Source organism: Rhizobium sp. 01N447_2 (genome assembly GCF_056399245.1).
This window is the reverse complement of record NZ_JBFTQY010000013.1, coordinates 29866-55623: the sequence shown is the minus strand read 5'-3', so window position 1 is coordinate 55623 and position 25758 is coordinate 29866. Positions and strand designations below refer to the sequence as shown.

Genomic DNA, 25758 nt, shown 5'->3' with positions numbered 1-25758 from the left:
CCCCATCGCTCATGCCGCTTCCGGGCCCATCGGGGGCAGCCGCTTGGCATGATATTTCTTAAGATCGTTTTCTATTTTCTGATTGAGGCCGTTCTTGGCCATGTCGTAGCCGACCTCGATGGCGGCTGCGATGCCTTCGGCATTCGCCCCGCCATGGCTCTTGATAACGATGCCGTTCAGGCCGAGAAACACGCCGCCATTGACCTTGCTMGGATCGAGCTTCTCGCGAAGCATGTCGAAGGCGCTTTTGGCGAAGAGGTAGCCGATGCGGGCCAGCAGCGTGCGCGACATGGCGGCACGCAGATATTCGCCGATCTGCTTGGCTGTGCCTTCGGCGGTCTTGAGGGCGATATTGCCGGAAAATCCTTCGGTGACGACGACGTCGACCGTGCCCTTGCCAAGGTCGTTGCCCTCGACGAAGCCGGAATATTCGAGCGAATCGATGTTCGCCTCGCGCAACAGCCGGCCGGCCTCCTTGACTTCCTCCTGGCCCTTCATCTCCTCGACGCCGACGTTGAGAAGACCGACCGTCGGACGTTCGACCTCGAAAAGCGCGCGCGCCATGGCGCCGCCCATCAGGGCGAAATCCATCAGCTGCTGAGCATCGGCGCCGATCGTCGCACCGACATCGAGCACGATGCTCTCACCCTTCAGCGTCGGCCAGATCGCGGCAATCGCCGGACGCTCGATATTGGCCATGGTGCGCAGACAGAACTTCGCCATCGCCATCAGCGCCCCGGTATTGCCTGCCGAGACAGCGACATCGGCGTCACCCGTCTTCACCGCCTCGATCGAACGCCACATGGTGGAGATATAACGGCCACGGCGCAGCGCCTGGCTCGGCTTTTCATCCATGGCGACGGCAAGCTCGCAGTCGTGAAAGAGCGATTTTTCCTTGAGTTTCGGAAATTTGGCGAGAACCGGGTCGCACTGTTCCTTGAGACCATAGAGAACGAAGGAAATATCCGGATGCCGATCCAACGCCTTGGCGGCGCCGGGAATGACAACCTGGGGACCAAAGTCGCCACCCATGAGGTCGAGAGATATTCTGATCACGCGTCCCTGATCCTTCTTTTCGCCGACGGCGAAATTTCGGCCAAAATACCGGTTTTGGCGTCGCTTACAACTGAATTGTGTCAAATGCCAGAGGGGCTTCAGTCCTTTTTCCAGTCCTTGAGGACGGCGAAAGCGGAAGGCTTTTTGTCGTCCTCGCCGCTGTCCTCGACATGGCCGGCGAATTCGATGCCCTGCTTGCGTGGGTAGGGATCGATTGCGAGAGCAGCGAATTCGGCAACCACTTCGCCGGCATCGATCGTATCGCCGACGAAGGTCTCGGGCAGATCGGGACCGTCCGGATCGAGCAGCATCTCGCCGGCGTCGTTGCCGGGCTGGCGGGCAAGCTTGGAGCCCTCTGGCACGAAGATCTGCTCGAAATTCTCGTCGATGGCGGATTCGACCGGTTCCAACGTCACGACGCAGGACTGGACGATCTTCGCCTGCACGCGGCCCTTGATGCGTACGCCGTCGCGCTTCCAGCGGGCAATCTGTAGATCGGCGCGGAGATCGTCGACGGAGACGACGTTCCAGGTCTCGGCAAGCGCCTTCAGTTCGCTGGCGTCGGCCTCGACATGGACCTCGACGGGGTTGGCCGAGATATGGCCGACCTTGACTTGATAGGAGAAGGGAACATCGTCCCGATCGTTCTTCATCGTTTCCTCCTTCAGATGACCGGCGGGAGCGTCGCCGAACCGGTTGCGATCACCTCTTCGGCAACGGCGGACAGATGCGATTCTGCGGTCATCATCCATCCGGCGAGGCCGGACATATCGGCCGGCGTCGAGGTTTCGGGGTAGATATTGCGCTGAAGGGCGAGAGCGAGCTCTTCGGCATCGCCTGTGTCCATCGCCTTCGAATAGGCTTCAAGGCGGCCGTAGAACATGCCGGCGAGCTTCTTCATGCGCTTCGGCACGCTGTTGTCGCCGATGCCGAGTTCGCGGATCGAATAGTCGATATCCTGGAAGAAAGCGTCGACGATCTCCTGGGCGATCTCCTGGCCGCTGGTGGCTGAAGCACGTGTGCGGCGAAAAAACAGAATCATGGCAATCGACAGCATCTCGAAACGACCCATGACCGTATCCGGCACATTGAGCCGCTCATAGATCTCCGGCATGCGCGCGGCCGCCGTCAGGGCCGCATATTGCCTGTCGACGATCGCCTGATTGTTGTTTTTCTTGCGGAAGAGCCCGAAGATCATTGTTTTTTCCGGAAATGCCTCATTCTTCATGCCGGCTGGCGTCTGGCCTTGTTGCATGATTTCGAAAGCTGGTTTACCGAAGCAGGCGCGAATTGCAATGCCGATCATGGCCTGTTTCGGGACGACGCCTTCGATGCGTCAGCGAAGCGAATTCGGGAAATTCGACCCGGAATGGCCACAATGGTTTTGCAGGAGGAAAGCGTGCAAGGCCCCAAATGGCTGCTATCGACACTCAAGGGAGTAGATGTCGTTGAATAAACGGTATTTCAAGTCTGACGTGAAATTCTTCAGCAGTGCGGCCATTGCCTTCATAATCGCCTCCACCACCGCTCTTTCCGGTTGCCAGACCAGCACCGTGCTCAATGGCGGCTACGTCGCCGACCAGCAGTCGCTGAACCTCGTTCCGGAAGGCTCCAGCCGCGAGCAGGTGCTGCTTTCGCTCGGCACCCCGTCAACGACGGCGACCTTCGATGGCGAAGTCTTCTATTACATCTCGCAGCGGCGCACGCGTGCGGTCGCCTTTCAGAAGCTGAAGGTCGTCGATCAGAGCGTTCTGGCGATCTATTTCGACAAGGACGGTGTCGTCAGCCGCCGCGCCAACTATGCGCTACAGGATGGCAAGGTGTTCGACACGATCGGGCGCGTCACGCCGACCGGCGGCAAGGAACTCACCTTCCTGCAACAGATGCTTTCCGGCGGCAGCGCCGCCAGTGCTGCCCGCAGCCTGTTCGGCGGTGGCGCCGGCGGCACGCCGCAGAACCCAAGCAGCCTGCGCTGATCGGACACACGCCTGATACGAAAAACCCGCCGGATCGCTCCGGCGGGTTTTTTAATGGCCTCTGCTTCTGCGTGAACTGTACCACGCCAAGCCGGCGGTCTTGTTTATCCGGCGAGAACGGCGAGCAACAGCAGCGCGACGATGTTGGTGATCTTGATCGCCGGGTTGACGGCGGGGCCGGCGGTATCCTTGTAGGGATCGCCGACGGTATCGCCGGTGACGGAAGCCTTGTGCGCATCCGAACCCTTCATGTGGCGCACGCCGTCCTTGTCGACGAAACCGTCCTCGAAGCTCTTCTTGGCGTTGTCCCAAGCACCGCCGCCCGATGTCATCGAGATGGCGACGAAGAGGCCGTTGATGATGACGCCGAGCAGCGATGCGCCGAGGGCGGCAAAGGCGGAGGCCTTGGAGCCGGAGATGAGCAGCACGCCGAAATAGACGACAATGGGCGCCAGCACCGGCAGCAGCGACGGCACGATCATTTCGCGGATGGCGGCCTTGGTCAAAAGGTCGACCGCCCTGCCGTAATCCGGCTTTTCCGTGCCCTGCATGATGCCGGGCTTTTCCTTGAACTGACGACGCACTTCCTCGACGATCGCGCCGGCCGCCCGGCCGACGGCGGTCATGGCGATGCCGCCGAAGAGGTAGGGAATGAGACCTCCGAAAATCAATCCCGCCACCACGTAAGGGTTGGAAAGATCGAAGGAAATTTCGCCGATACCGGCAAAATAAGGGAACTTGTCGCCATTCGCCGCAAAATATTTGAGGTCGTAGGAGTAGGCGGCGAAGAGAACCAGGGCGCCGAGACCGGCGGAGCCGATGGCATAACCCTTGGTGACGGCTTTGGTCGTATTGCCGACGGCATCGAGCGCATCGGTGGATTTGCGCACCTCCGGCGGCAGATGCGCCATTTCGGCGATACCGCCGGCATTGTCCGTCACCGGTCCGAACGCGTCGAGCGCGACGATCATTCCGGCGATGCCGAGCATCGCCGTGACCGCAATGCCGGTGCCGAACAGACCGCCGAGCTGGTAGGTGGCGAGAATGCCGCCAACGATGACAATCGCCGGCAGTGCCGTCGATTCCAGTGAGACGGCCAGACCCTGGATGACATTGGTGCCATGGCCGGTGACCGAGGCCTGGGCGATCGAGACGACCGGGCGCTTGCCCGTGCCGGTATAATATTCAGTGATCACCACGATCAGCGCGGTGACGACGAGGCCGATGATGCCGCAGAAGAAGAGGTGCGCGCCTGATATGTCGGCGCCTCCGACGGAGCCGATCGATCCCCAGCCGATGGTGAGCGAGGTGGCAGCACCAAGGCCGACGATCGACAGTAGGCCGGTGACGATGAGGCCCTTGTAGAGAGCGCCCATGATCGAGCCGTTCGAACCGAGCTTGACGAAGAAGGTGCCGATGATCGAGGTGATGATGCAGGCACCGCAGATCGCCAGCGGATAGACCATCGCAGACTGGAGGATCGGCGCGCCGGCAAAGAAGATCGCGGCAAGAACCATGGTGGCGACGACCGAAACCGCATAAGTCTCGAAAAGGTCGGCAGCCATGCCGGCGCAGTCGCCGACATTGTCGCCGACATTATCGGCGATCGTTGCCGGGTTGCGCGGATCGTCTTCGGGAATGCCGGCTTCCACCTTGCCGACGAGATCGCCACCGACATCGGCGCCCTTGGTGAAGATGCCGCCGCCGAGACGGGCGAAGATCGAGATCAGTGACGCGCCGAAGCCGAGCGCCACCAGCGCATCGATGACTTCGCGCGAGCCGCTCTCATGGCCGAGCCCGACGGTCAATACCGTATAGTAGATGGAGACGCCGAGCAGCGCCAGGCCAGCCACCAGCATGCCGGTGATCGCACCCGACTTGAAGGCGATGTCGAGGCCGGCGGAAAGGCTGACGGAAGCCGCTTGAGCGGTGCGCACATTGGCGCGGACGGAGACGTGCATGCCGATGAAACCGGCAGCACCGGAAAGCACGGCGCCGATCAGGAAACCGATCGCAGCCTCGGCGGAAAGAAGCAGCCAGGCTAAGATGAAAACAACAACGCCGACAATGGCAATGGTTCTGTACTGGCGCGTCAGATAGGCTTGAGCGCCTTCGCGGATATAGCCCGCGATCTCCTGCATGCGGCTATTGCCCTGATCGGCGGCAAGCACCGACCGGGTTGCCCAGGCGGCATAAACCACCGAGAGCAGACCGCATGCGATTACGCATAAAAGAATCGTCATTTCGCTCTTTCCTCCCAAAGGCCGGAGCTCACTCCTTCTCCGGCAGATACGCCGCCGAATCGCCTTCCTCTCCACAGAAATGCCACAGCTAAGCGGTGCGGAGATTGCGTGGTCGATCACGTGGCGTCAAGACTGCAACGGGCGAAAACCATTGCGGTGCGAAGAAAGACGCAGGGGGATTGTTTGGCGGCTAAAGACTTATTTCTTCGCCTCGCCGCGGACCTGCTTTGCGATGCGGTCCAGCACGGCGTTGACGAGCTTCGGCTCATCGTCATCGAAGAAGGCCTGGGCGATCTCGACATATTCGGTGACGATGACCGCCACCGGAACGTCCTTGCGGTCGGTGATCTCGAAGACGCCGGCGCGCAGGATGGCGCGCACGGTGCTGTCGAGGCGCGACAAGGCCCAATCATCCTGCAGGGCTGCGGCAATCAACGGATCGAGGCGAACCTGATCGCGCACGACACCGGAGACGATGGAACGGAACCAGGCGGCATCGGCTTTTAGATAAGTCGCGCCATCGATTTCCTGACCAAGACGGTGCGCCTCGTATTCAGCGACGATTTCCAAAACGCCCGTGCCGCCGACATCCATCTGATACAGTGCCTGAACGGCAGCAAGACGGGCAGCGCCCCGCTGGTTCGCAGTCTTGACCGGCCGTTCCGTCTTGTCGTCGTTCATTCGTTATGCACCCAGTTTCTGCTTCAGCTCGATCATGGTCAGAGCTGCACGAGCGGCAAATCCGCCCTTGTCCTTTTCCGAGCGGCGCACGCGCGCCCAAGCCTGTTCGTCGTTTTCGACGGTCAGGATACCATTGCCGATGGCAAGGGACTCGCTGACCGCGAGATCCATCAAGGCGCGCGAGGATTCATTCGACACGATATCGAAGTGATAGGTCTCGCCGCGAATGACCATGCCGAGGGCGACATATCCGTCATAATGCGTTCCGCCATTGTCGTCTCCATCAAGCGACATGGCAATCGCCGCCGGAATTTCCAGTGCGCCGGGAACGGTTACGACCTCGAAGGTGGCGCCGGCCTCCGTCAATGCGGAGGTCGCGCCTTCGAGCAGGGCGTCGGCCATGTCGTCGTAGAAGCGGGCCTCAACGATCAAAATATGGGGAGCGGTCTCTCTCGACATGGTTCACCTTCGGTTGGCGGGACATTTACCCGCTCGGCAGCCCGCGGTCAAAACATGCCTTCGTCCGAATGGCAAGCAATTTCGCCCGATGCCGCAATGGGAAAGAGGAAATATCTGCAAGGGGATAACCGCGCCCTGTATGCACAGCTGGGCAAGCCTCTGAAATCAGCTTTCGCGGACACCTGGAAAGCGGCAATTCGAAGGCAGTTTTCATGAACAATTCTTAATGGATTTTCAGTGGCTTAACCCATTGAATCGCGAATGGGAGAACGCCAATTCCATGTCGTGACGCAGACGATCCCCTGCAACGACAGCCGACCGTCTAAGCAGATGAAAGGATACAATCATGCACCGCGTTCTCACCATCACTATCGCTGCAGCCCTCTCCTCCCTCGCCTTTGCCGGCGTCAGCCGGGCCGAAAGCMTTGGGATGAATACCGCCCAGGGCATCGAGCAGACGCTCCGGACCTTCCAGGGCAATGACTTCAATGTCCAGGAGGTTTACAACTGGCGCAACTTCGACGACGAGACGAGCGGCCCACACTCCGCACCGCAACGCTCCGGCGAGGCTATCCGCGGCATCCAGGCGTCGATCGATGCCAACAGGTCGCTTGCCCACCGGCTCAACAATGAGGGTGTCAATATTCGCAACGTCGTCAATGCCGAGCAGGCGGCCGATGGAAGCCTGACCTTCTACGTTCGTTGACGGCTCCAGCGCATACCCCGAAAATCGGATCGATTTTTGGGCGATGCGTGGGATTGGAAGCGATCGAGCGTCTCAGCGTATTGAACGCGCGGCGCTCAAAGCATGGGCGGCGGGCTCCTCTCCGCCCATGCCGGGGATTTCCGAGATAAGCATTGAATTTTCCGGCGTGATGATAGTTTCTCCTCCTGCAACAGGAGGCTATCATGACGACGGAAGCAAAAGCGGTGATCAATACCGCCGATCTCAAGCTCGACCACTGGAAACAGGGCGAATTCTACGAAAGCGCCGACACCTCGTTCGGCAAGCTTCTGGGCCTTGCCGGCCTCGGCATCAGCTACAACGAGGTACCATCGGGCAAATCGAGCTGTCCCTTCCACAATCACCATGTCGAAGACGAGCTTTTCTACGTGATCGCGGGTACCGGCGAATACCGATTCGGCGACGCGCGCCATGCGATCAAGGCGGGCGACACGCTCGGCGCGCCGGCCGGCGGGCCTGAAACGGCGCACCAGATCATCAATACCGGCACGGCCACACTCGTCTATCTCGGCATTTCGACGATGGCGAAGACCGAGATCGTCGAATATCCCGATTCCGGAAAGTTCCTTGCCAAGACGAACAGGGACAATGCAGAAACCAAGCGCTTCCGCCACATTGGACGGCCGGAAGGCGATCTCGACTATTGGGACGGCGAGCCCGGCGCCTGAGGATGTGTTTTTTCACAAGGACCCGACGTGACCGACATTCCGACCCTCGAAACGGCGCGTCTGACGCTTCGCCCTCACCGCCTCGACGATTTCGACGCACATGCGGCACTATGGGCGGACGAGGATGTCGTGCGTTTCATCACCGGCGTGCCGTCGACGCGCGAGCAGAGCTGGAGTCGCATGCTGCGCCTTGCCGGCATGTGGCATCATATGGGCTTCGGCTTTCTCGCGATCGTCGAAAAGGAGAGCGGCCGGTTCATCGGCGAAGCGGGCTTCCTGGAAGCCAGGCGCGAGATGGAACCGTCGATCGAAGGGACGATGGAGGTCGGCTGGGCGCTGATGCCTTCGGCGCACGGCCGCGGTTATGCCACCGAGGCGCTGACCGTCCTGATCGGCTGGGCGGAAACGCATTTTCCCGAAAAACGAATGAGCTGCATCATCAGTCCCGAGAACCAGGCCTCGCTGCGGGTCGCAGCCAAGCTCGGCTTCGGCGAGACGGCGCGCACTCAGTACAACGGCGAGATCATTCAGTTTTCGCGTTAGGGAATTCCACCAAGCGGGAAACATAGCGCGCGCCATTGCGGGCTTGCTGACATTTGCCGATATCGCCAGCAGCAACAGCAAGTTTAAGCAAAAGGATATCGACGACCTCAGCTTGCGGCACCCGACTTCATCCCCGGATGGGTCCGGGCTTCGCACCTGCTACGCGCAAGGAACGCGCTTTAGAGTCGCTGACAAGAGGCAGAAACGCTCGGAATACTGACGTCCGCCACCTTGACACAACTAAGCATTGACGGGCGAGCCGTGTGGTAATTGCAGCCGGCAGAAACTCCCCATCGATAAGAGGCTGATCACAAATATGACCATTTTCATTGTTTGCCACAAGGATTTGCCGAGCTACCCTCCTCCCGAGGGCGCGAAAATCATATGGCTCAATTCTAAACCTCCTTTGGAAAACAAGGGAATGGATGTCATTGCCGGCTATGATTTTTTCAGCGAGCCGGAGGAGCTTCACGCTAAATTGTCAGGATCGCTGGGAACGATCGTAATCGCGAAAGTCGTTTCCGAAGAATCAACAAAGCCTCGTAACATTACCATCTGGCAGTATCGTAAATTTTTAACACGACTAAAAATCGGAACACCTAATCCCGAATATCCCGGGATGAATACAACGACTTCAGAAGAAGTAGAAGTCACAAAGCCGGAGAATCCGGCGATTTTTACAGAAAACTTCTTCCTGCCTCGGCCGTTAAATCTCCATAATATATCTCAACACTATGCACGCTTCCACAATATTGTTGACTTCCTGAGATATACAGCGTTTTCAATCGAAGCAAACACTTTAACCCAAGCCGAAGCTTTGCATTTTTTTAATTCCAGCACTTTCGTTCCTGGAGGCATTGAACTCGGCACGTATCCGACGGACTGGTGGCTGGAGACTTTTGTGCGCCTTGTGGCGCCGTCTTTTGAATTTGCGAAACGATATCAACCGTTTCAAGCCGAAGACCCCGTGCAGAAACGTGCGATCTCATTCTGCCAGGAGCGTCTGGGAAGCTATCTTCTCATCAAACGAATAGCCGAACTCTATGGCAATAGCTTACCTGGGTCCTTGTTCGGAGAAATAGCTACCGTATCGAATGATGGGGTCTATAAAAGCGGCGTATGAACCGAGGCGGCCCAATTCCAAACGTAACATCGCAACTCTTTGCGGATACTGGCAGCAGAAGCGGCTGAGCCAATGAAGCTGGCTAGAGAAGACTGACCACGGATGGTCGAGCTCCCACACCCCCTCCAGGCTGACCAGCGAAAGTTCTGCGAACAGTGTGGCGCAAGCTTCACCTCAAATAGTAGACACCAAACAGGCTCGAATTGCCGTTCTGCGGATTTCCCATGCAGACGGCAGCCCTTCGCGAAGGACATACCTTGACGATCAATCAGCCCACCTCTTCTTTGCCGGCCGGTCTTCCTGATCTGGCGCTTCTCACGGAGAAGGCTGCCGGCACGGGATCCGTCATTGTCTATCAGCCTTATCTCGATCCTTCGCAGCGCAGCCAGCTCGATGCGGCTGCCATGCCGCTCGACATCTCGTTCAATACGCAGGCTACGACCCGCGAATATGAACTCTTCCTCACCCTGCATCAGCATCACGAGGCGATCGGCCTCAGTGACGACGTGTTTTGGGGGCTTCTCTCCAGCAAATTCGAGATGAAGTCGGTGACGAGTTTTCCGTCTTTTGTCACGGAGGCGGAAAAGGCCAGGGCAGAAGGTGCGGACGCCTATCTTTACAACCCGCTGATCGGCCACGCGGCGATCTACAGCAACGTCTGGGAACATTCGCTGCTTGGCGGTYATCCCGGCATGGACCCGATCTTCCTGCATATCCAGGAGCTAGGCCATCCGATCGCACCGCCACAAGACAAAACTGCCTTCGCGTTCTGCAACTATTTCTGCGGCAACAGGAAGTTCTGGTCCGGATATTTCGCCTTCTGCGAATGCATTCTGGAATCGCTGGAAAATGAAGCGCGCCTCGGCACGCCGGCGGGCACTGCCTATGCCGGTTCGGCGCACTATTCACGCGACGCCAACGCGACGATGCGTCCCTTCGTGATCGAGCGCCTGCTCGGGCTCTATGTCCAGCAAGCTGCTGCCAAAGGATTGAAGATCGCCGCCTTCGTGCCGGCGCCTGCCGATTTCGAGTGGAAGTTCGGCGTCCGCCTCGGCCGGATGCTGCATGGCCTCTTCGCCGCCAAGGAAGCTTTTCTGCGGAGCCGTGACGAGGCTCTCCTGACCTCGTGGCAGCAAGGTCGCCAGCCGCTCATCAAGCAGCCGCACCTGATCTGGGGGGCTGATGATCCGCCCGGCTGGATGCCGCGCGGCCAATTTATCGGTGGCCGCGAATTGATGCGCGCCTATGCCCAGCAGGCGTCAGGCGCTTCCCCGGTACAGCAGCAGCCGGTGCGGACGGAAAGGCCCGCTGTACCAGCCGCGCCGAAGATCGACCAGCAGCTGCGCAACCTGTTGCAGCCCTTTGCCGGCGGATGGCAGGCACACCGGGACCGTCATTGCATCTGGATCGTGACGCCCGACAACTACAATCACAGCCACGCCTTCGACGAAGTCGCGCTTGGCCTACAGGGCGCCTTCGAGGAACTCGGCGGCTCGGCACCGATCACCCGGGACATGAACGCATTCGCCGGCCGTGCGCCGATCATCTATGGCGGCAATCTTCTCCCCGCCGAAATCGTCAGCCATCTGCCGAAGGACAGCGTCATCATCAATCTCGAGCAGGTGTCCGAAGAAAGCATCTGGATCAATTCGCGCTACACCTCGATCCTGAAGTCGTTTCCGGTTCTCGACTACAGCCCGCGCAACCGGGAAAATCTCGCCGCCAAGGGCATTGATCACGCCGGCGTGCTCGAAATCGGCTATAGCCGCTGCCTCAGCCAGATACAGCACGCCGCCGTCAAAGATATCGACGTGCTCTTCTACGGCTCGATGAACGAACGCCGCCACCATATCCTGAAGACGCTGAAGGACGGCGGGCTCAAGGTCGAGCACCTCTTCAACATCTATGGCGCGGAACGCGATGCGGCGATTGCCCGCGCCAAGATCGTGATCAACATCCATCATTATGCGAGCGGCGTCTTCGAGATCGTGCGCATTTCCTATCTGCTCGCCAATCGCGTTTGCGTGCTGACGGAAGGCGACATCCGCGATCCGGACCTCCAGTCCTTCATCGGCGGCTTGGCAATTGAGCCCTATGACGACATGATCGAGCGCTGCTACAAGCTGATCGCAAATGCCGACGAGCGCGATGCCATTGCCGCGAAGGGCCTTGCGGCCATGCAGAGCCGCTCGCAGGCGGACATGCTGATGAGCGTCATGAGGGCGGGCGCTTGATGAAGGCCGCAAAAAGGTAAGTCATGCGTATTGAGATTTCGGCCATCGAGGGCATCGTTGCGATCACGCCGCCACGCTTCGGCGATCACCGCGGCTACTTCTCCGAGGTATTCAAGGATGCCTGGTTCCGGGAAAATGTGGCTGACGTCACGTTCATCCAGGACAATGAATCGCTTTCGGCGCAGACCGGCACCGTCCGGGGGCTGCATTTCCAGATACCACCCTTCGCACAGGGCAAGCTGGTGCGCTGCCTTGCCGGCCGGATCATGGATGTCGTCGTCGATATCCGCGAGGGATCACCGAGCTTCGGCAAATGGCTCTCTCAGGAGCTTTCGCCGGAAAACGGCATGCAGCTCTGGGTACCGGCCGGATTCGCACACGGATTCGCAACGCTCGAGCCGAACAGCGTCATCAGCTACAAGGTAACCGCACCCTACAGCCCGCAGCATGATCGGGGCATCGCGTGGAACGATCCGGCGATCGGCATCCGCTGGCCCTTCGATGAGAGAGACATGGTATCGTCCGACAAGGACAAAACGCTGCCGCGGCTCACCGATCTGCCAAGCCATTTTTCCTATTCAACACAGCAACCCAGGGATTGATCGACGATGCGCATCCTGGTCACGGGCGGAGCGGGCTTCATCGGATCGGCATTGGTGCGTCATCTCGTCGGCGAGATCGGCGCCGAGGTCCTGAATGTCGACACGCTGACCTATGCCGGCAATCTGGCGTCACTAAAATCCGTCGAATCGGCGCCGAACTATCAATTTCTGCGCGCCGACATCTGCGACCGCGCCAGGATGCAGGAAGCATTCGCGTCCTTCCGCCCTGATATCGTCATGCATCTCGCGGCCGAGAGCCATGTCGACCGCTCGATCTTGGGCGCGGCCGATTTCATCCAGACCAACATCGTCGGCACATTCAGCCTGCTGGATGCCGCACGGCACTATTGGGATGAGCTTGACGCTCGCCGCAAGAGCGCCTTCCGCTTTCTGCATGTCTCGACGGACGAGGTCTACGGCTCGCTCGGCGACGAGGGCCTCTTCGAGGAGACGACGCCTTACGATCCGTCCTCGCCCTACTCTGCCTCCAAGGCCGCCAGCGACCATCTGGCGATCGCCTGGCATCGAACCTACGGCCTGCCCGTCGTCGTCTCCAATTGCTCCAACAACTACGGCCCGTTCCATTTCCCCGAAAAGCTCATTCCGCTGATGATCCTGAACGCGCTGGAGGGCAAGCCTCTTCCGGTTTACGGYAATGGCGCGAATGTCCGCGACTGGCTCTATGTCGAAGACCACGCCCGCGCGCTCTTCACGATCGCATCCAGAGGGCGCCCCGGCGAAAAATACAATGTGGGCGGCCGCAATGAGCGCAGGAACATCGATGTCGTTCATCGCATCTGCGCTATTCTCGACGGCGTCTACAGTGACAGGGGACCGCATGCACGTCTGATCACCAACGTCACGGACCGCCCCGGACACGACGCACGCTATGCGATCGATGCCTCCAAACTCGAAAGCGAACTCGGCTGGAAGGCGCAAGAGACCTTCGAAACCGGCATCGAGAAGACCGTGCACTGGTACCTGGAAAACGAATGGTGGTGGCGGCCGCTGCGCGAAAACGTCTACTCCGGCGAACGCCTCGGCGTTTTCAAGGGACGATAAGCGATGCGCATTGCCGTCACCGGCAAACAGGGCCAGATCGTTCAGTCGCTGCTCAGACGTGGCGCCGAAATGGGCGTCGAAATCAGCGCGGTCGGGCGCCCGGAAATGGACCTCGCGGATCCTGCAAGCATCGCAGCCGCCTTCTCGGCTCTGCGCCCGGATGTGATCGTCTCCGCCGCCGCCTATACGGCGGTCGACAAGGCYGAGAGCGAACCCGAGCTTGCTTTTTCCGTCAACGCGGCAGGCGCCGGGGCGGTTGCCGAGGCTGCTGCGCGGATCGGCGCCCCGGTCATCCACATTTCGACCGACTACGTCTTCAGCGGTGACAGGGCCTCCGCGTATTCCGAAGAGGATGCGACGGCGCCGATCTCCGTCTATGGGCGTTCGAAGCTCGCGGGCGAGGAGGCCGTCGCGGCGGCGAACCCGAACCACGTCATCTTGCGCACCGCCTGGGTCTATTCGCCCTTTGGCGCCAACTTCCTGAAAACGATGCTGCGGCTTTCCGAGACGCGCGATCATCTTCGCGTTGTCGCCGATCAGACAGGATGCCCGACCTCGGCACTCGACATCGCCGACGCGATTCTTGCGATCGCAACCCGTGTCGTAGCGGACCCTGAGCCATCGCTCCGCGGCACCTTTCACCTGACCGGCAGCGGCGAAGCAAGTTGGGCGGACTTCGCCGAAGAGATATTCGCGGAGCTTCATAAATCCGGCGGTAGAAACGTCGGCGTCGAGCGCATCCCGACGGCGGACTATCCGACACCGGCCAAGCGTCCCGCCAATTCACGTCTCAACGGCGACAAGCTCGCCAGAACATATGGAATCCGGCTCCCGGAGTGGAAGCCGTCCATGGCGATTGTCATGCAAGACCTTTTGAACAAGGGTCTTTAAGGAGATGGGCATGAAGGGAATTATTCTCGCCGGCGGCACAGGCACGCGTCTGCATCCGATCACGCAGGCCGTCTCGAAACAGTTGATGCCGGTCTACGACAAACCGATGATCTACTATCCGCTGACGACACTCATGCTCGCAGGCATCAGGGAGTTGCTGATCATCACCACGCCTCACGACGTCGAAGCCTTTAAGCGCCTTCTCGGCGACGGCTCGCAATGGGGAATTTCGCTGACCTACGCCGTGCAGCCGAGCCCGGACGGCCTCGCCCAGGCCTTCATCATCGGCGCCGACTTCGTGCACGGCGACAGCTCGGCACTGGTTCTCGGCGACAACATCTTCTACGGGCACGGACTGCCGGAAATCATGAAATCGGGCACGAGTCGGCGGGAAGGCGCGACGGTGTTCGCCTATCACGTCACCGATCCGGAACGCTATGGCGTTGTCGGCTTTGACGAAAAGATGAATGCGCTGTCGATCGAAGAGAAGCCGAAGAAGCCAAAATCGAACTGGGCGGTGACCGGCCTCTATTTCTACGACCAGCACGTGGTCGATATCGCCGCCAACCTGAAGCCATCCCCGCGCGGCGAACTGGAAATCACCGACGTCAACCGCACCTATCTCGAGCGCGGCCAGCTCTTCGTGGAGCTGATGGGCCGGGGCTATGCCTGGCTCGATACCGGCACGCCGGACAGCCTGCTCGATGCCGCAGGTTTCGTCAGCACGCTGGAGAAACGCCAGGGCTTCAAGATCGCCTGCCCCGAAGAAGTCGCCTGGCGCATGGGTTACATCTCGCAGAACGACCTCGCCAAGCTCGCGGAGAAGCTCGGCAAGAGCGCCTACGGCCAGTATCTTACGAAGCTGTCCCCGGATTGGTGAGCTATCGGGCCGGCGCCGCGTCGCAGACGTGCAGTTGGATGCGTCGACGAGCGCCCGATGTTGTTCCGCGCCCAGCATGCCAGTCGTGGCGTGACCCTGGAAACGGTTACAGGTTTTTGATTCAGGTGCTTGGGAATTCCGCCAGCCGGGCGGCGTAACGCGCCATGGTGTCGACTTCGAAATTGACGAAATCGCCGGCCTTGCGATCGCCCCAGGTGGTCACCTCGAGCGTGTGGCGGATGAGCAGCACGTCGAAATCCGTGCCGTCGACCGCATTGACCGTCAGCGAGGTGCCGTCGAGTGCAATCGAACCCTTGGGGGCGACGAATTTCGCTAGATGTTCAGGCGCGCGCAGACGGTAGCGCGTGGCGTCGCCCTCTGCAGTCACCGAGAGGATTTCCGCCTTGCCGTCGACATGGCCGGAAACGATGTGGCCGCCGAGTTCATCGCCGATCTTCAGCGACCGTTCGAGATTGACGCGGCTGCCCTCCTGCCAGGTGCCGATCGTCGTCAGCCGCAGCGCCTCTTCCCAGGCCTCGACCTCGAACCAGCGGCCGTTGCTGCCCTCGGTCGGAAGGGCGGTGACAGTCAGGCAGATGCCGGCGTGAGAGATCGAGGCGCCCACGTCGATGGTTGAGGGATCATAGGCGGTCGCGACCCGCAGCCGGATACCTTCCTTCAGCGGGGAAACGGATTCGACCGTGCCGATATCGGTGACTATTCCGGTGAACATCAAAGCCCTCTTTCGTATTCGTCCAGGCGATCGCCGCCGAACATCAGCGTGCCCGTATGGGCAAAACCCGATGGTATGTCGGTTGCATCAAGCGGAGATTCAATACCGCCCTCGCCGATGACAACAGGCGCCTGATAAAGCTGGATGCGGTCGACGACGCCAGCCTCAAGGAAAAGCCGCGCCGTTTTTGCGCCACCCTCGACCAGAAGCGAGGAAATACCGCGAGTCGCGAGTGCCGGCAGCAGGACTTCCGGATGATAGGGATTGCAATGGACGACCTCGACGCCGGCGGCTTCGAGGGCTGCGCGGCGAGATTCCATCTCTGTGGATGCGATATCCCCCTCTGCCTGCGACAATGATCCTTCCTCACTCGCCACCACGATGACCGGCACCTCCCGCGCCGTCCCGACGAGCTTGCTGGTCAGCGGCAATGCCAGGGAAGGATCGAGGACGACGCGGATCGGCGATTGCGATTCAAGACCTGGCGAACGGACAGTCAGCAGCGGATCATCCGCAATCGCGGTACCGATGCCGACGAGGATCGCATCGGTTTCGGCGCGTAGCGCCTGCACCTGGGCGCGAGCCTCCGGGCCTGTTATCGCCACCTGCCCTGCCCCGTGGCGGCCGATCATGCCATCGGCGGAAACGGCAAGCTTGAGAGTCACATAGGGCCGGTTCTTCGTCTGGCGGGTGAGATAGGCGGCAAGCGACTGCCGGCCCTCCGTCTCCAGCACGCCGGCATCCACCTCTATGCCGGCTTCGCGCAGCATGCCGATGCCGCGGCCGGAGACACGCGGATCGGGATCGGTGACGCTGATGACGACGCGGGCAACGCCATAGGCGATCAGCGCCTCGGCGCAGGGCGGCGTCCTGCCGTGATGCGAGCAGGGTTCGAGCGTCACATAGGCGGTGGCGCCGCGGGCGAGCGCGCCGGCTTCGGCGAGCGCCTGCGTCTCGGCATGCGGGCGGCCACTGAGCGCCGTCACGGCACGGCCGACGATGACGCCGTCCTTGACGATCAGACAGCCGACGGAAGGATTGGTGGCAGTGCGGCCAAGATGCCAGCGCGACAGACGGATCGCCGCCGCCATGAAACGTTCGTCATGCGGCGTGATGCTCATGGCTCACCTGTCCAGCGGGTCGCGGGCGATCTTGGCGTTGATTTCGGAAATGACTTTCTCGAAATCCTCGGCAAGCGAGAAATCCCGATAGACCGAGGCGTAGCGCACGAAGCCGACATCATCGAGGCTCTTCATGGCTTCCAGCACCTGAAGGCCGATCTGCTCGGAGGAGATCTCGGTCTCGCCGGAGCTTTCAAGCCGCCGGACGATRCCGGAGACGGCGCGCTCTATGCGGTCCCGCTCGACGGGGCGTTTGCGTAGCGCCACTTCGAAGGAGCGCACCAGCTTGTCGCGGTCGAAGGGCACCTTGCGGCCGGTCTTCTTGATGACCATCAGCTCGCGCAGCTGCACGCGCTCGAACGTGGTGAAGCGGCCGCCGCAATCCGGACAGATGCGCCGCCGGCGGATGGATGTGTTGTCCTCCGCCGGGCGCGAATCCTTGACCTGGGTATCTTCCGAACCGCAATAGGGGCAGCGCATCCCTGCTCCTTATCCCAAGTAATCATACATGGGGAAGCGGTCGGTGAGGCTAACCACCTTGCCGCGCACCGCGGCTTCGACGGCGGCGTTGCCTTCATCGGAATTGGCGACCTTCAGGCCGTCGAGAACCTCGACGATCAGATTGCCGATCTCGCGGAATTCGGCTTCCTTGAAGCCGCGGGTCGTGCCGGCCGGTGCGCCGAGGCGCACGCCCGAGGTGACGAAGGGCTTTTCCGGATCGAAGGGAATGCCGTTCTTGTTGCAGGTGACGTAGGCGCGGCCGAGAGCTGCCTCGGCGCGCTTGCCGGTGGCGTTCTTCTTGCGCAGGTCGACCAGCATCAGATGGTTGTCGGTGCCGCCGGAGACGACGTCAAGGCCGCCCGATATCAGCGTTTCGGCAAGCGCCTTGGCGTTCTTGACGACCTGGGCGGCATAGTCCTTGAATTCCGGCTGCAACGCCTCGCCGAAGGCAACAGCCTTGGCAGCGATGATGTGCATCAGCGGACCACCCTGCAGACCCGGGAAGACAGCCGAATTGAACTTCTTCGCCAGATCCTCGTCATTGGTGAGGATGACGCCGCCGCGCGGGCCGCGCAGCGACTTGTGGGTCGTCGTTGTCGCGACATGGCAATGCGGGAATGGCGACGGATGAACACCACCGGCAACGAGGCCGGCAATATGGGCCATGTCGACCATGAGGTAAGCGCCGACCGAGTCGGCGATCTCGCGGAAGCGCTTCCAGTCCCAGATGCGGGAATAGGCAGTGCCGCCGGCGATGATGAGCTTCGGCTTGGTTTCCTCGGCCTTGCGGGCGACTTCATCCATGTCGAGCAGGTTGTCGCCTTCGCGCACGCCGTAGGAGACGACGTTGAACCACTTGCCGGACATGTTGACCGGCGAACCATGCGTGAGATGGCCGCCCGAATTCAGGTCGAGACCCATGAAGGTGTCACCCGGCTGCAGCAGTGCCAGAAACACGGCTTGGTTCATCTGCGAACCGGAATTCGGCTGGACGTTGGCGAAATTGACGCCGAACAGCTTCTTGGCGCGCTCGATCGCCAGTTCCTCGGCGATATCGACGAACTGGCAGCCGCCGTAATAACGCTTGCCGGGATAACCCTCGGCATATTTGTTGGTCATGATGGAGCCCTGGGCTTCCAGCACGGCGCGGGAGACGATGTTCTCAGAAGCGATCAGTTCGATCTCGTGCCGTTGGCGACCGAGTTCCTTTCCGATCGCGCTGAAAATGTCCGGATCGACGTCCGCAAGCGAGCGATTGAAGAAGGATTCGGTGGAAGCATTGGTCATGGGCGGGCTCCTCAACTGGAATGCGCTGAGGTATTAGCCTTCCGCCGTGGCGAGGGCAATACGAAGAACGACATTTGCTGAGCAAAGCGCGCGCTCACGCTCTTTTGCGGTCGCGCCGCGCCGATACTTGGCGACCACATCGAGGAGCGTCTCCTCGGACATAAAAAAACCGCGCCCGAAAGCGCGGTTCTCAAATTGCGATGCAGAGGTCGCCGCTTACTGGACCGGCTGTTCCATGCCAGCCGTGGTGTCGAGCGCCAGCTCGGCATTGCCGTCCATCTGATAGATGTCGTCGCGGAACTGGACGATGCCGTCGGGCATGCCCCAGGCGGAGATATAGACGAAATAGACCGGAACTTCCGTGGCGAGCTTGACCGGCGTGTTGACGCCGGTTGCGATCACCTGCTCCATCTGCTGGCGGTTCCAGCCGGGGGTCTCGCGCAAGAGCCAGTTCGACAAGTCGCGCACGTTCTGGACGCGGACACAGCCCGACGATTCAAAGCGCATCAGCTTGTTGAACAGGCCCTGCTGCGGCGTGTCGTGCATATACTCGCCGTTTTTGTTGTAGAAGTTGATCTTCGTCGACGCCATGGCGTTGGTCTTGCCGGGGTCCTGACGGAACATCAGGTTCGGCGCCTCGCCGTTCCAGTCGATGGTCTCGGGGGCGACTTCATTGCCCTTGCCGTCGATCAGGCGGATGGCGTTCTTTTCGAGATAGGTCGGATCCTTGCGCATCAGCGGCATGATGTCTTTCTCAACGATCGAGCGCGGCGCAGTCCAATAAGGATTGAGGATGACCTCGTAAATCTTCGAATTGACGAGATGCGTCGGGCGGCTGAGGCGGCCGACAACCGCGGTGTGGCGCGTCGCGACACTGCCGTCCTCGACAGCCTCCACATAGGCGGCCGGGATGTTGACCATCAGGTGACGGCGGCCCATGTCTTCAGGGAAGGTCTGCAAACGGACGACGTTGGTGTTCAGCTGCTGCAGGCGGACATCGGCGGGGATGTTCATCGCCTTCAGCGTGAATTCGCCGAGAACACCATCGGCCGGCAGGCCGTGACGCGCCTGGAAGCGCTTGACGGCGCCGTCGACATAGGAATCGAAGGCGTTGGACAGGCCGGCTTCGCGCGGCAGGTCGCCGGTGATCGCGAGACGCTGGCGCAGCGCCTGGACGGCGGGAGAGCTGACACCGAGCTGCAGGCGCTGATCACCGGGATTGACCTCAGGCCAGCCACCGGCTGCGGCAATCTGCTGATACTGCATGATCGCCTGCTGCGCGCTTGCGACCGACTGCGGGCCGAGGATCGGCGTGTTGGAAACCATGGCGTTTGCCGTGCGCGAAGCCGCCTTGGCGTCGAACTGGTCGTCCCAGTTGCCGCGGCGCGGCGCATTGATCAGCGTATCGAGCGCCGATTGCGCGAATGCCGGCGCGGCAAGCGCGCTGGCGCCAACCGTTGCCGCAGACGCAAGGAAGGCGCGGCGCGAGAGAGCTTCAATTCCGTTTTTCTTCGACATAGTCCCAACCACTGACTGCGGCGATAAAGAAATGCCGCGGTTCTTTGCGATATCACTGCGCTTTAACGCAGATCCCAGTCCATTCGTTGTCCGGCGCATCAAAAAATTCCGCTTGCCCCATCACAAGATTGCGATGCGACAGCCTGAGCATTCCTGATCGGCACATTGAAAGCACCGGTTGTTAAGCCTTCCGCTGCCACACCAATATGGCCAATTCGTGTTGTCGGGCCGGAAGGCAGACTGCCGACTGCCGGAAACAGGACGCGACGAAGCATATGATGGGGTAAAGCGTGCCGGTTAATAACGGCTAAAAAACGGCTTGAATACAGGCCTTTGTGCTTGCCTGCCATGCGTTGCAAAGATGCCACGCGGATGCAAACGGCAAATCGGACGTGCAGGGAACACGTCCGATTTTCTGCGACCCTGAAAGGAGGTCAGGGGTCTTAGAGACGGTAGAGGATCTGGTCGTTCCAGAAACGGTCCAGACGCTGGAGCAGTTTGTTCATCTGGGTGAACTCGTCGGTGCCGATGCCGCCGACCTTGTCGATCGAGGCGATGTGGCGTTCGTAAAGCTTGGCCACCGTTTCGGCGATGTCCTGGCCGGTTTCGGTCAGGCTGATGCGGACCGAGCGGCGGTCGATGCGCGAGCGCTGATGGTTGATGAAGCCGAGATCGACTAGCTTCTTGACGTTGTAGGAGACGTTGGAGCCGAGATAGTAGCCACGCGAGCGCAGCTCGCCGGCGGTTAGCTCGGAATTGCCGATGTTGAAAAGGAGCAGCGCCTGGATGGCGTTGACGTCGCTGCGACCCTGACGGTCGAATTCGTCCTTGATGACGTCGAGAAGACGACGGTGCAGACGTTCAACGAGATGAAGGGATTCCATGTAAAGATCACGGATGTCGTGGTCCTGCTGGTCACGGAAGGTCGATACCGCCTGCGGCTTGATTTTCGTGTTCATATTGACTGCCTCACTGTTTGTTTGGCGGTGTGTTTTCTTCCCGCCTTGAGTGAGACCCTATCGAATACATATAAAATTCGACTTAAACCGCAGGCTTAACGGAGCCTTACCGGTAACCCCACGTTGTCTCAGGGTAAATCAACACTTACCTGGCGGCGGTGACGGCGCTTTTCCAGCCACAGCAGCAGGCGGAAAATCAAGTAGACGACGGCGACCATGACATGCAACAGGATGATCATCTGGTTGGGGCCGAAAATATCCGGCAGCAGGCCATACATGAGGATTTGTCCGCCGGCAGCCAGCACCCAGATGACCGGTCCCCAGGAGACGGTGAGCCAGAGGCCGAGGGAGGCGACGGGGAAGAGCACGGCGAGGCTGGTGCTCGCCACCTTCCACGGCAGGCTCAAAAGATCGAAGCGACCGGCGCCGACCAGCGAATAGCCGACGAGCATCGCCCAATATTGCAGGCCGAACCAGAAGCAGGATACGGCAACCAGTCTCAGGAAGAGAATGAAGAGGATATCCGCCAGTGTGCGTTTCGGTATCGTCGGGGAATCGGTTTCCATAGCGCAGACATCGGTTTGGGGTTGCATCTTCACAAGGGCGCCCGAGCGTCTGGCAAGACGCGCCAAGGACGCTCTATAGCATTGAGTTGGCGCATAACCCCGAAAATCCACTCCGATTTTCGGGGTTATGCGCCAGAGGTTTTTCCGCCGCGGCCAATCGTCCGGTTTGGATTTTCCAGGCGCCATGATAATGAGCGCTCCGATAAATGGAATGGGCCAAGGACAGATATCATGCAGGACAGGACGCATCTCGTCGACGACATCACCGGTCATCGCCGCATGCGGCGCAACCGCAAGGCGGATTGGACACGCCGGCTGGTGCAGGAGAACCGGCTGACCGTCGACGACCTGATCTGGCCGATCTTCATCGTGCCGGGCTCTGGCATCATCGATCCGATCCCGGCCATGCCGGGCGTCAACCGGATGAGCATCGACAAGGCCGTGGAAGCCGCGCGGGAAGCCGCCGGCCTCGGCATTCCGGCGCTTGCCACCTTTCCAAATATCGAAATGGAACTGCGCGACGAGACCGGTTCGAACAGCCTCGAGGCCAACAACCTGATCAACATGGCGACGGCGGCGATCAAAAAGGCGGTGCCTAATATCGGCGTCATCACCGACGTCGCGCTCGATCCCTTCACCAGCCACGGCCATGACGGCATCCTCAGAGGCAGCGAGATCGTCAACGACGAGACGGTCGACCAGGTGGCGCGCGCCGCCGTGATGCAGGCGGATGCCGGCGCCGACATCATCGCGCCGTCGGAGATGATGGACGGACGCATCGGCGCGATCCGCATGGCGCTCGATGCGGCCGGCCACCAGAGCGTCGGCATCATGAGCTATGCGACCAAATTCGCCTCCGCCTTCTACGGTCCCTATCGCGAGGCGATCTCGACGGGCGGGCTGCTGAAAGGCGACAAGAAGACCTATTATATCGACCCTGCCAACGGCACCGAGGCAATCCGCGACGCGGCCCTCGACGTCGAGGAAGGCGCCGACATGCTGATGGTCAAGCCCGGCCTGCCCTATCTCGATATCTGCTGGCGGATGAAGGAGGCCTTTGGCCTGCCGACCTTCGCCTACCAGGTTTCCGGCGAATATACGCAGATCAAGGCGGCGGCGAKGAATGGCTGGATCGATGGCGAGCGGGCGATGCTCGAAACGCTGCTGTCGTTCAAGCGGGCGGGATGCGACGGTGTCCTCACCTATTTTGCAGTCGAAGTGGCGAAAATTCTCGCAAAGCGGTGACTGCATAATTCCATAAATCGGAATCGATTTAAGGATAAAATTATGCAGCGATTCAAAGTGCTACAGCGTCCTTTGCGCATCTCAAAAGACGCGCGGCGCTGTAGTGCATGATGCCGAAAAGTGTCCGCGGTTTTCGGACGACATCATGCTCCATTTCTTTGATTTAGATGCGGATGGTTTTAGGCCGATCCGGCCTAAAACCATCCGCATCTGGGGCAGATTATTGCATTTTGCCCTGCCGATACCATATCAGCKGCATCGCTTTTCCTGAGGAGATTGAGATGAGCTACAACCCCAATCCGCTTTATGCCGCACCGGAGGACTGGCGCGCCTATAGCGGCGTGTTGAGCCGCCGGGTCTTCGCTTTCATTCTCGACTATGTCATCGTGGCGCTGCTGTGCATTCCCGCGGCGATCGTGCTGTTCTTCCTGTCGATCGTCACGCTCGGGCTCGGCTTCTTTCTCTACCCTGCCCTCTTCGTCATCGTCGCCGGCATTTACTTCGGCCTGACTGTGGGCGGGCCGAGCCAGGCCTCGCTCGGCATGCGCGCGATGGGGATAGCGATCGTGCGTGTCGACGGACGGCCGATGGATTTCATGACAGCGATCGTGCATCTGGCACTGTTCTGGATCCTCAACTCGGTGCTGACGCCGCTCATTCTGCTTGCCGGCCTGTTTATCGAACGCAGCCGTCTCATCCACGACCTGCTTGTGGGCACGGTGACGGTGCGCACAGCCTGAGACTTTGGCTGAGAGACTCAAACTGAGACTAGGGGCGGAGACCAAATAAAGTCTCCGCCTTCCCTTTGCCGGCGGGCGCCGGCGCTCCATATCTAAACTTAGAAGACTGATATGAAGGGCGAAACGCGCCCCGCTGTTGACGTTTTTTATTCTTAGGTCATGCTGTCAGGAAACGGCACGGTCTCGACAGGGAAAATTCCGCGACAAATGAATACGCAGACGACGCCATCCCCGCAGTTTTATCTGACGGCTCCGGCTGCGTGTCCGTACCTGCCGCATGAGATGGAGCGAAAGGTGTTCACCCATCTGGTCGGCCCGCGCGCCGCCGAGATGAACGATATCCTGACGCAGGGCGGTTTCCGCCGCTCGCAGAACATCGCTTATCGCCCGGCCTGCGAATCCTGTCGCGCCTGCGTTTCCGTGCGAATTCTCGCCCAGGAATTCGAGCCGACCAAATCGATGAAACGGGTGCTTGCCGCCAATTCCGACGTCATCGCCACCGAATTCGCAGCCCAGCCTTCCAGCGAGCAATATTCACTCTTCCGACGCTATCTCGATTTTCGCCACCAGCAGGGCGGCATGTCCGACATGACCGTGCTCGACTATGCCATCATGGTGGAAGACACGCATGTGAATACGAGAATCATCGAATACCGCCGGCGCGAAGAAGGATCCGGACTGGAGCAGCGGCCGAAGGGCGAGTTGCTTGCCGCTGCGCTGACCGACACGATGAGCGACGGGTTGTCGATGGTCTATTCCTATTTCAATCCGGCACTCGAGCAGCGTTCGCTCGGCACTTTCATGATTCTCGACCATGTCAGGCGCACGAAAGCGCTGGGACTGCCGCATGTCTACCTCGGCTACTGGGTTCAAGGGTCGCGGAAAATGGACTACAAGACGCGCTTCCAGCCGCAGGAGCATCTGACCCCGCGCGGCTGGGAACGTTTCGATCCCGAGTCCATGCCCGAGAGCACCCACGACTGAATGTTCCCCACCGCTCTTTCCGACCATCGGAAGGGCCTGCTGCTGACGGCGATCGGCGGGCTGGCGCTTTCCGTGGATATCCCGCTCATGCGGCTCGCTGACGGCGAGCTGTGGTCGATCCTTGCCGCGAGAAGCATCGCGACCCTTGGCGTGACGCTTCTGGCCGCGGCAGCGCTGCGGATTGCGAAAGGGCGATGGCCAGTGCTCGTGCCGGGCTGGCCGGGTCTTGTCACCGGCCTGCTCTACAGCCTGACGACGGTGGTCTTCCTTCTCGCCGTTTTCAACACCTCGACCGCCAATGTCGTTTTCATCGTCGCCTTCAATCCGATGTTCGCCGCGCTTCTTTCCTGGATTTTCCTCAAGGAGCGGCCGGCCCTAGCAACGCTGCTCGCCATGGCGGCGATGACCTTCGGCGTCGGCCTGATCGTGCGGGACGGGCTTTCGGGCGGCCATCTCTTCGGCGATGCCATGGCGCTGCTTACCGCCTTCATGATTGCCGCCGCCATCACCATCAGCCGCGCCTCCCGCCGGGAGATGGGCTTCGTCTCGCTGCTTTCGACGGTGCTGCCGGCGGCGGTCGGGCTGATCTCGGTCATGCCGGCTGGCGGTTTTTCGATCGAGCATCCCGCCTGGATCCTCTTCAACGGCGCGGTGATGATGCCGCTTGCCCTCTGGTGCCTGGCGACCGGGCCGCGTTACCTCTCCGCGCCTGAAGTCGGCATGTTCTACCTGCTCGAAACCGTGCTCGCACCGATCTGGGTGTGGCTGATCTTTGCGGAAACGCCGGCGCCGATGACACTGGTCGGCGGCGGCATCCTGGTGGCGGCGATCGCAGCCCATTCCGTCTGGATGGTGCGGAGGAAAAGCATCGTTCAAATGGCAGGCTAGGACGTTGTCGCCTGCTCCGCCTCATGTTATAACGCCGTTATCACAGAGGACAA

28 protein-coding genes are annotated in these 25758 nt (G+C 60.4%); 14 read left to right on the top strand and 14 right to left on the bottom strand.

The features are described 5' to 3' along the window. Nucleotides 1-9: 9 nt before the first annotated feature. The 3 genes from plsX to AC1ECN_RS10485 all read right to left on the bottom strand — a co-directional run bounded on the left by plsX (nt 10) and on the right by AC1ECN_RS10485 (nt 2362). Nucleotides 10-1056: a phosphate acyltransferase PlsX gene (gene plsX / locus AC1ECN_RS10495; RefSeq protein ID WP_020397442.1), complete on the bottom strand. Its 1047-nt coding sequence runs from the start codon at nt 1054-1056 to the stop codon at nt 10-12. 98 nt (nt 1057-1154) lie between these two features. After that, nucleotides 1155-1709 carry a YceD family protein gene (locus AC1ECN_RS10490; protein WP_018070492.1) on the bottom strand — a complete coding sequence of 185 codons (555 nt, stop codon included), beginning with the start codon at nt 1707-1709 and terminating at the stop codon, nt 1155-1157. 11 nt (nt 1710-1720) lie between these two features. After that, a complete protein-coding gene (locus tag AC1ECN_RS10485) occupies nt 1721-2362 on the bottom strand; it encodes a ubiquinol-cytochrome C chaperone family protein (protein WP_018070493.1) in 642 nt (213 codons plus the stop codon). A gap of 136 nt (nt 2363-2498) precedes the next feature. Here AC1ECN_RS10485 and AC1ECN_RS10480 point away from each other — a divergent pair, with 136 nt between their 5' ends. Then, a complete protein-coding gene (locus AC1ECN_RS10480) occupies nt 2499-3032 on the top strand; it encodes an outer membrane protein assembly factor BamE (protein WP_003547220.1) in 534 nt (177 codons plus the stop codon). Nucleotides 3033-3136: 104 nt separating this feature from the next. Here AC1ECN_RS10480 and AC1ECN_RS10475 read toward each other — a convergent pair whose 3' ends face one another. The 3 genes from AC1ECN_RS10475 to ribH form a co-directional block, all read right to left on the bottom strand. Beyond that, nucleotides 3137-5275: a sodium-translocating pyrophosphatase gene (locus AC1ECN_RS10475; RefSeq protein ID WP_026170779.1), complete on the bottom strand. Its 2139-nt coding sequence runs from the start codon at nt 5273-5275 to the stop codon at nt 3137-3139. A gap of 198 nt (nt 5276-5473) precedes the next feature. Continuing rightward, a complete protein-coding gene (nusB, locus tag AC1ECN_RS10470) occupies nt 5474-5956 on the bottom strand; it encodes a transcription antitermination factor NusB (protein ID WP_017959878.1) in 483 nt (160 codons plus the stop codon). A gap of 3 nt (nt 5957-5959) precedes the next feature. Continuing rightward, entirely contained in the window at nt 5960-6415 is a 456-nt protein-coding gene (gene ribH / locus AC1ECN_RS10465; RefSeq protein WP_018070495.1) for a 6,7-dimethyl-8-ribityllumazine synthase, read from the bottom strand. A 346-nt stretch (nt 6416-6761) separates the two neighbouring features. Between ribH and AC1ECN_RS10460 the strand changes: the two genes are divergently transcribed. The 9 genes from AC1ECN_RS10460 (at nt 6762) to rfbA (ending at nt 15163) form a co-directional block, all read left to right on the top strand. Continuing rightward, a complete protein-coding gene (locus tag AC1ECN_RS10460; RefSeq protein ID WP_477952932.1) occupies nt 6762-7121 on the top strand; it encodes a hypothetical protein in 360 nt (119 codons plus the stop codon). A gap of 203 nt (nt 7122-7324) precedes the next feature. After that, the gene (locus AC1ECN_RS10455) at nt 7325-7828 is read left to right on the top strand and encodes a cupin domain-containing protein (protein ID WP_024321161.1); all 504 of its coding nucleotides are present in this window, start codon (nt 7325-7327) and stop codon (nt 7826-7828) included. A 27-nt stretch (nt 7829-7855) separates the two neighbouring features. Then, nucleotides 7856-8371 (top strand): GNAT family N-acetyltransferase, encoded by a 516-nt coding sequence (locus AC1ECN_RS10450; protein ID WP_018070498.1) that lies wholly within the window; start codon nt 7856-7858, stop codon nt 8369-8371. Nucleotides 8372-8687: 316 nt separating this feature from the next. Continuing rightward, on the top strand, nt 8688-9494 hold the full coding sequence (locus AC1ECN_RS10445) for a hypothetical protein (protein ID WP_020397443.1): 807 nt from the start codon (nt 8688-8690) through the stop codon (nt 9492-9494). A gap of 257 nt (nt 9495-9751) precedes the next feature. After that, nucleotides 9752-11728 (top strand): CgeB family protein, encoded by a 1977-nt coding sequence (locus tag AC1ECN_RS10440; RefSeq protein WP_477952979.1) that lies wholly within the window; start codon nt 9752-9754, stop codon nt 11726-11728. A 23-nt stretch (nt 11729-11751) separates the two neighbouring features. Next, nucleotides 11752-12330: a dTDP-4-dehydrorhamnose 3,5-epimerase gene (gene rfbC, locus AC1ECN_RS10435; RefSeq protein ID WP_477952929.1), complete on the top strand. Its 579-nt coding sequence runs from the start codon at nt 11752-11754 to the stop codon at nt 12328-12330. Nucleotides 12331-12336: 6 nt separating this feature from the next. Further along, nucleotides 12337-13392: a dTDP-glucose 4,6-dehydratase gene (gene rfbB / locus AC1ECN_RS10430; protein WP_130661333.1), complete on the top strand. Its 1056-nt coding sequence runs from the start codon at nt 12337-12339 to the stop codon at nt 13390-13392. 3 nt (nt 13393-13395) lie between these two features. Beyond that, nucleotides 13396-14283 (top strand): dTDP-4-dehydrorhamnose reductase, encoded by an 888-nt coding sequence (gene rfbD / locus AC1ECN_RS10425; RefSeq protein WP_130672340.1) that lies wholly within the window; start codon nt 13396-13398, stop codon nt 14281-14283. Nucleotides 14284-14293: 10 nt separating this feature from the next. Further along, a complete protein-coding gene (gene rfbA, locus AC1ECN_RS10420) occupies nt 14294-15163 on the top strand; it encodes a glucose-1-phosphate thymidylyltransferase RfbA (RefSeq protein WP_130661331.1) in 870 nt (289 codons plus the stop codon). A gap of 121 nt (nt 15164-15284) precedes the next feature. Here the strand turns inward: rfbA and AC1ECN_RS10415 are convergent, their stop codons facing one another. From AC1ECN_RS10415 to AC1ECN_RS10380, 8 genes are all read right to left on the bottom strand, one after another. Then, nucleotides 15285-15896 carry a riboflavin synthase gene (locus AC1ECN_RS10415; protein WP_130661330.1) on the bottom strand — a complete coding sequence of 204 codons (612 nt, stop codon included), beginning with the start codon at nt 15894-15896 and terminating at the stop codon, nt 15285-15287. Next, the gene (gene ribD, locus AC1ECN_RS10410) at nt 15896-17017 is read right to left on the bottom strand and encodes a bifunctional diaminohydroxyphosphoribosylaminopyrimidine deaminase/5-amino-6-(5-phosphoribosylamino)uracil reductase RibD (protein WP_130661329.1); all 1122 of its coding nucleotides are present in this window, start codon (nt 17015-17017) and stop codon (nt 15896-15898) included. Before ribD ends, AC1ECN_RS10415 begins: the two co-directional genes overlap by 1 nt. Before the next feature lie 3 nt (nt 17018-17020). Then, nucleotides 17021-17497 carry a transcriptional regulator NrdR gene (nrdR, locus tag AC1ECN_RS10405; RefSeq protein WP_003547190.1) on the bottom strand — a complete coding sequence of 159 codons (477 nt, stop codon included), beginning with the start codon at nt 17495-17497 and terminating at the stop codon, nt 17021-17023. Nucleotides 17498-17506: 9 nt separating this feature from the next. Continuing rightward, entirely contained in the window at nt 17507-18805 is a 1299-nt protein-coding gene (gene glyA / locus AC1ECN_RS10400) for a serine hydroxymethyltransferase (protein WP_018070506.1), read from the bottom strand. 33 nt (nt 18806-18838) lie between these two features. Beyond that, complete coding sequence (locus AC1ECN_RS10395; protein WP_018070507.1) at nt 18839-18967, bottom strand: hypothetical protein; 129 nt, start codon at nt 18965-18967, stop codon at nt 18839-18841. Between the two features lie 54 nt (nt 18968-19021). Beyond that, complete coding sequence (locus AC1ECN_RS10390) at nt 19022-20323, bottom strand: L,D-transpeptidase family protein (protein WP_075224211.1); 1302 nt, start codon at nt 20321-20323, stop codon at nt 19022-19024. Nucleotides 20324-20766: 443 nt separating this feature from the next. Beyond that, a complete protein-coding gene (gene ldtR / locus AC1ECN_RS10385; RefSeq protein WP_003547156.1) occupies nt 20767-21282 on the bottom strand; it encodes a transcriptional regulator LdtR in 516 nt (171 codons plus the stop codon). A gap of 128 nt (nt 21283-21410) precedes the next feature. Then, entirely contained in the window at nt 21411-21848 is a 438-nt protein-coding gene (locus AC1ECN_RS10380) for a DUF6163 family protein (RefSeq protein WP_024321169.1), read from the bottom strand. 231 nt (nt 21849-22079) lie between these two features. On the opposite strand from AC1ECN_RS10380, the gene hemB reads away from it, so the two are divergent. The 4 genes from hemB (at nt 22080) to AC1ECN_RS10360 (ending at nt 25705) form a co-directional block, all read left to right on the top strand. Then, the gene (gene hemB / locus AC1ECN_RS10375; protein WP_477952924.1) at nt 22080-23093 is read left to right on the top strand and encodes a porphobilinogen synthase; all 1014 of its coding nucleotides are present in this window, start codon (nt 22080-22082) and stop codon (nt 23091-23093) included. A 281-nt stretch (nt 23094-23374) separates the two neighbouring features. Beyond that, on the top strand, nt 23375-23833 hold the full coding sequence (locus AC1ECN_RS10370) for an RDD family protein (protein ID WP_011651295.1): 459 nt from the start codon (nt 23375-23377) through the stop codon (nt 23831-23833). A gap of 207 nt (nt 23834-24040) precedes the next feature. Then, nucleotides 24041-24817 (top strand): arginyltransferase, encoded by a 777-nt coding sequence (locus AC1ECN_RS10365; RefSeq protein ID WP_024321170.1) that lies wholly within the window; start codon nt 24041-24043, stop codon nt 24815-24817. Next, nucleotides 24818-25705 carry a DMT family transporter gene (locus AC1ECN_RS10360; RefSeq protein WP_130661327.1) on the top strand — a complete coding sequence of 296 codons (888 nt, stop codon included), beginning with the start codon at nt 24818-24820 and terminating at the stop codon, nt 25703-25705. Nucleotides 25706-25758 lie beyond the last annotated feature (53 nt).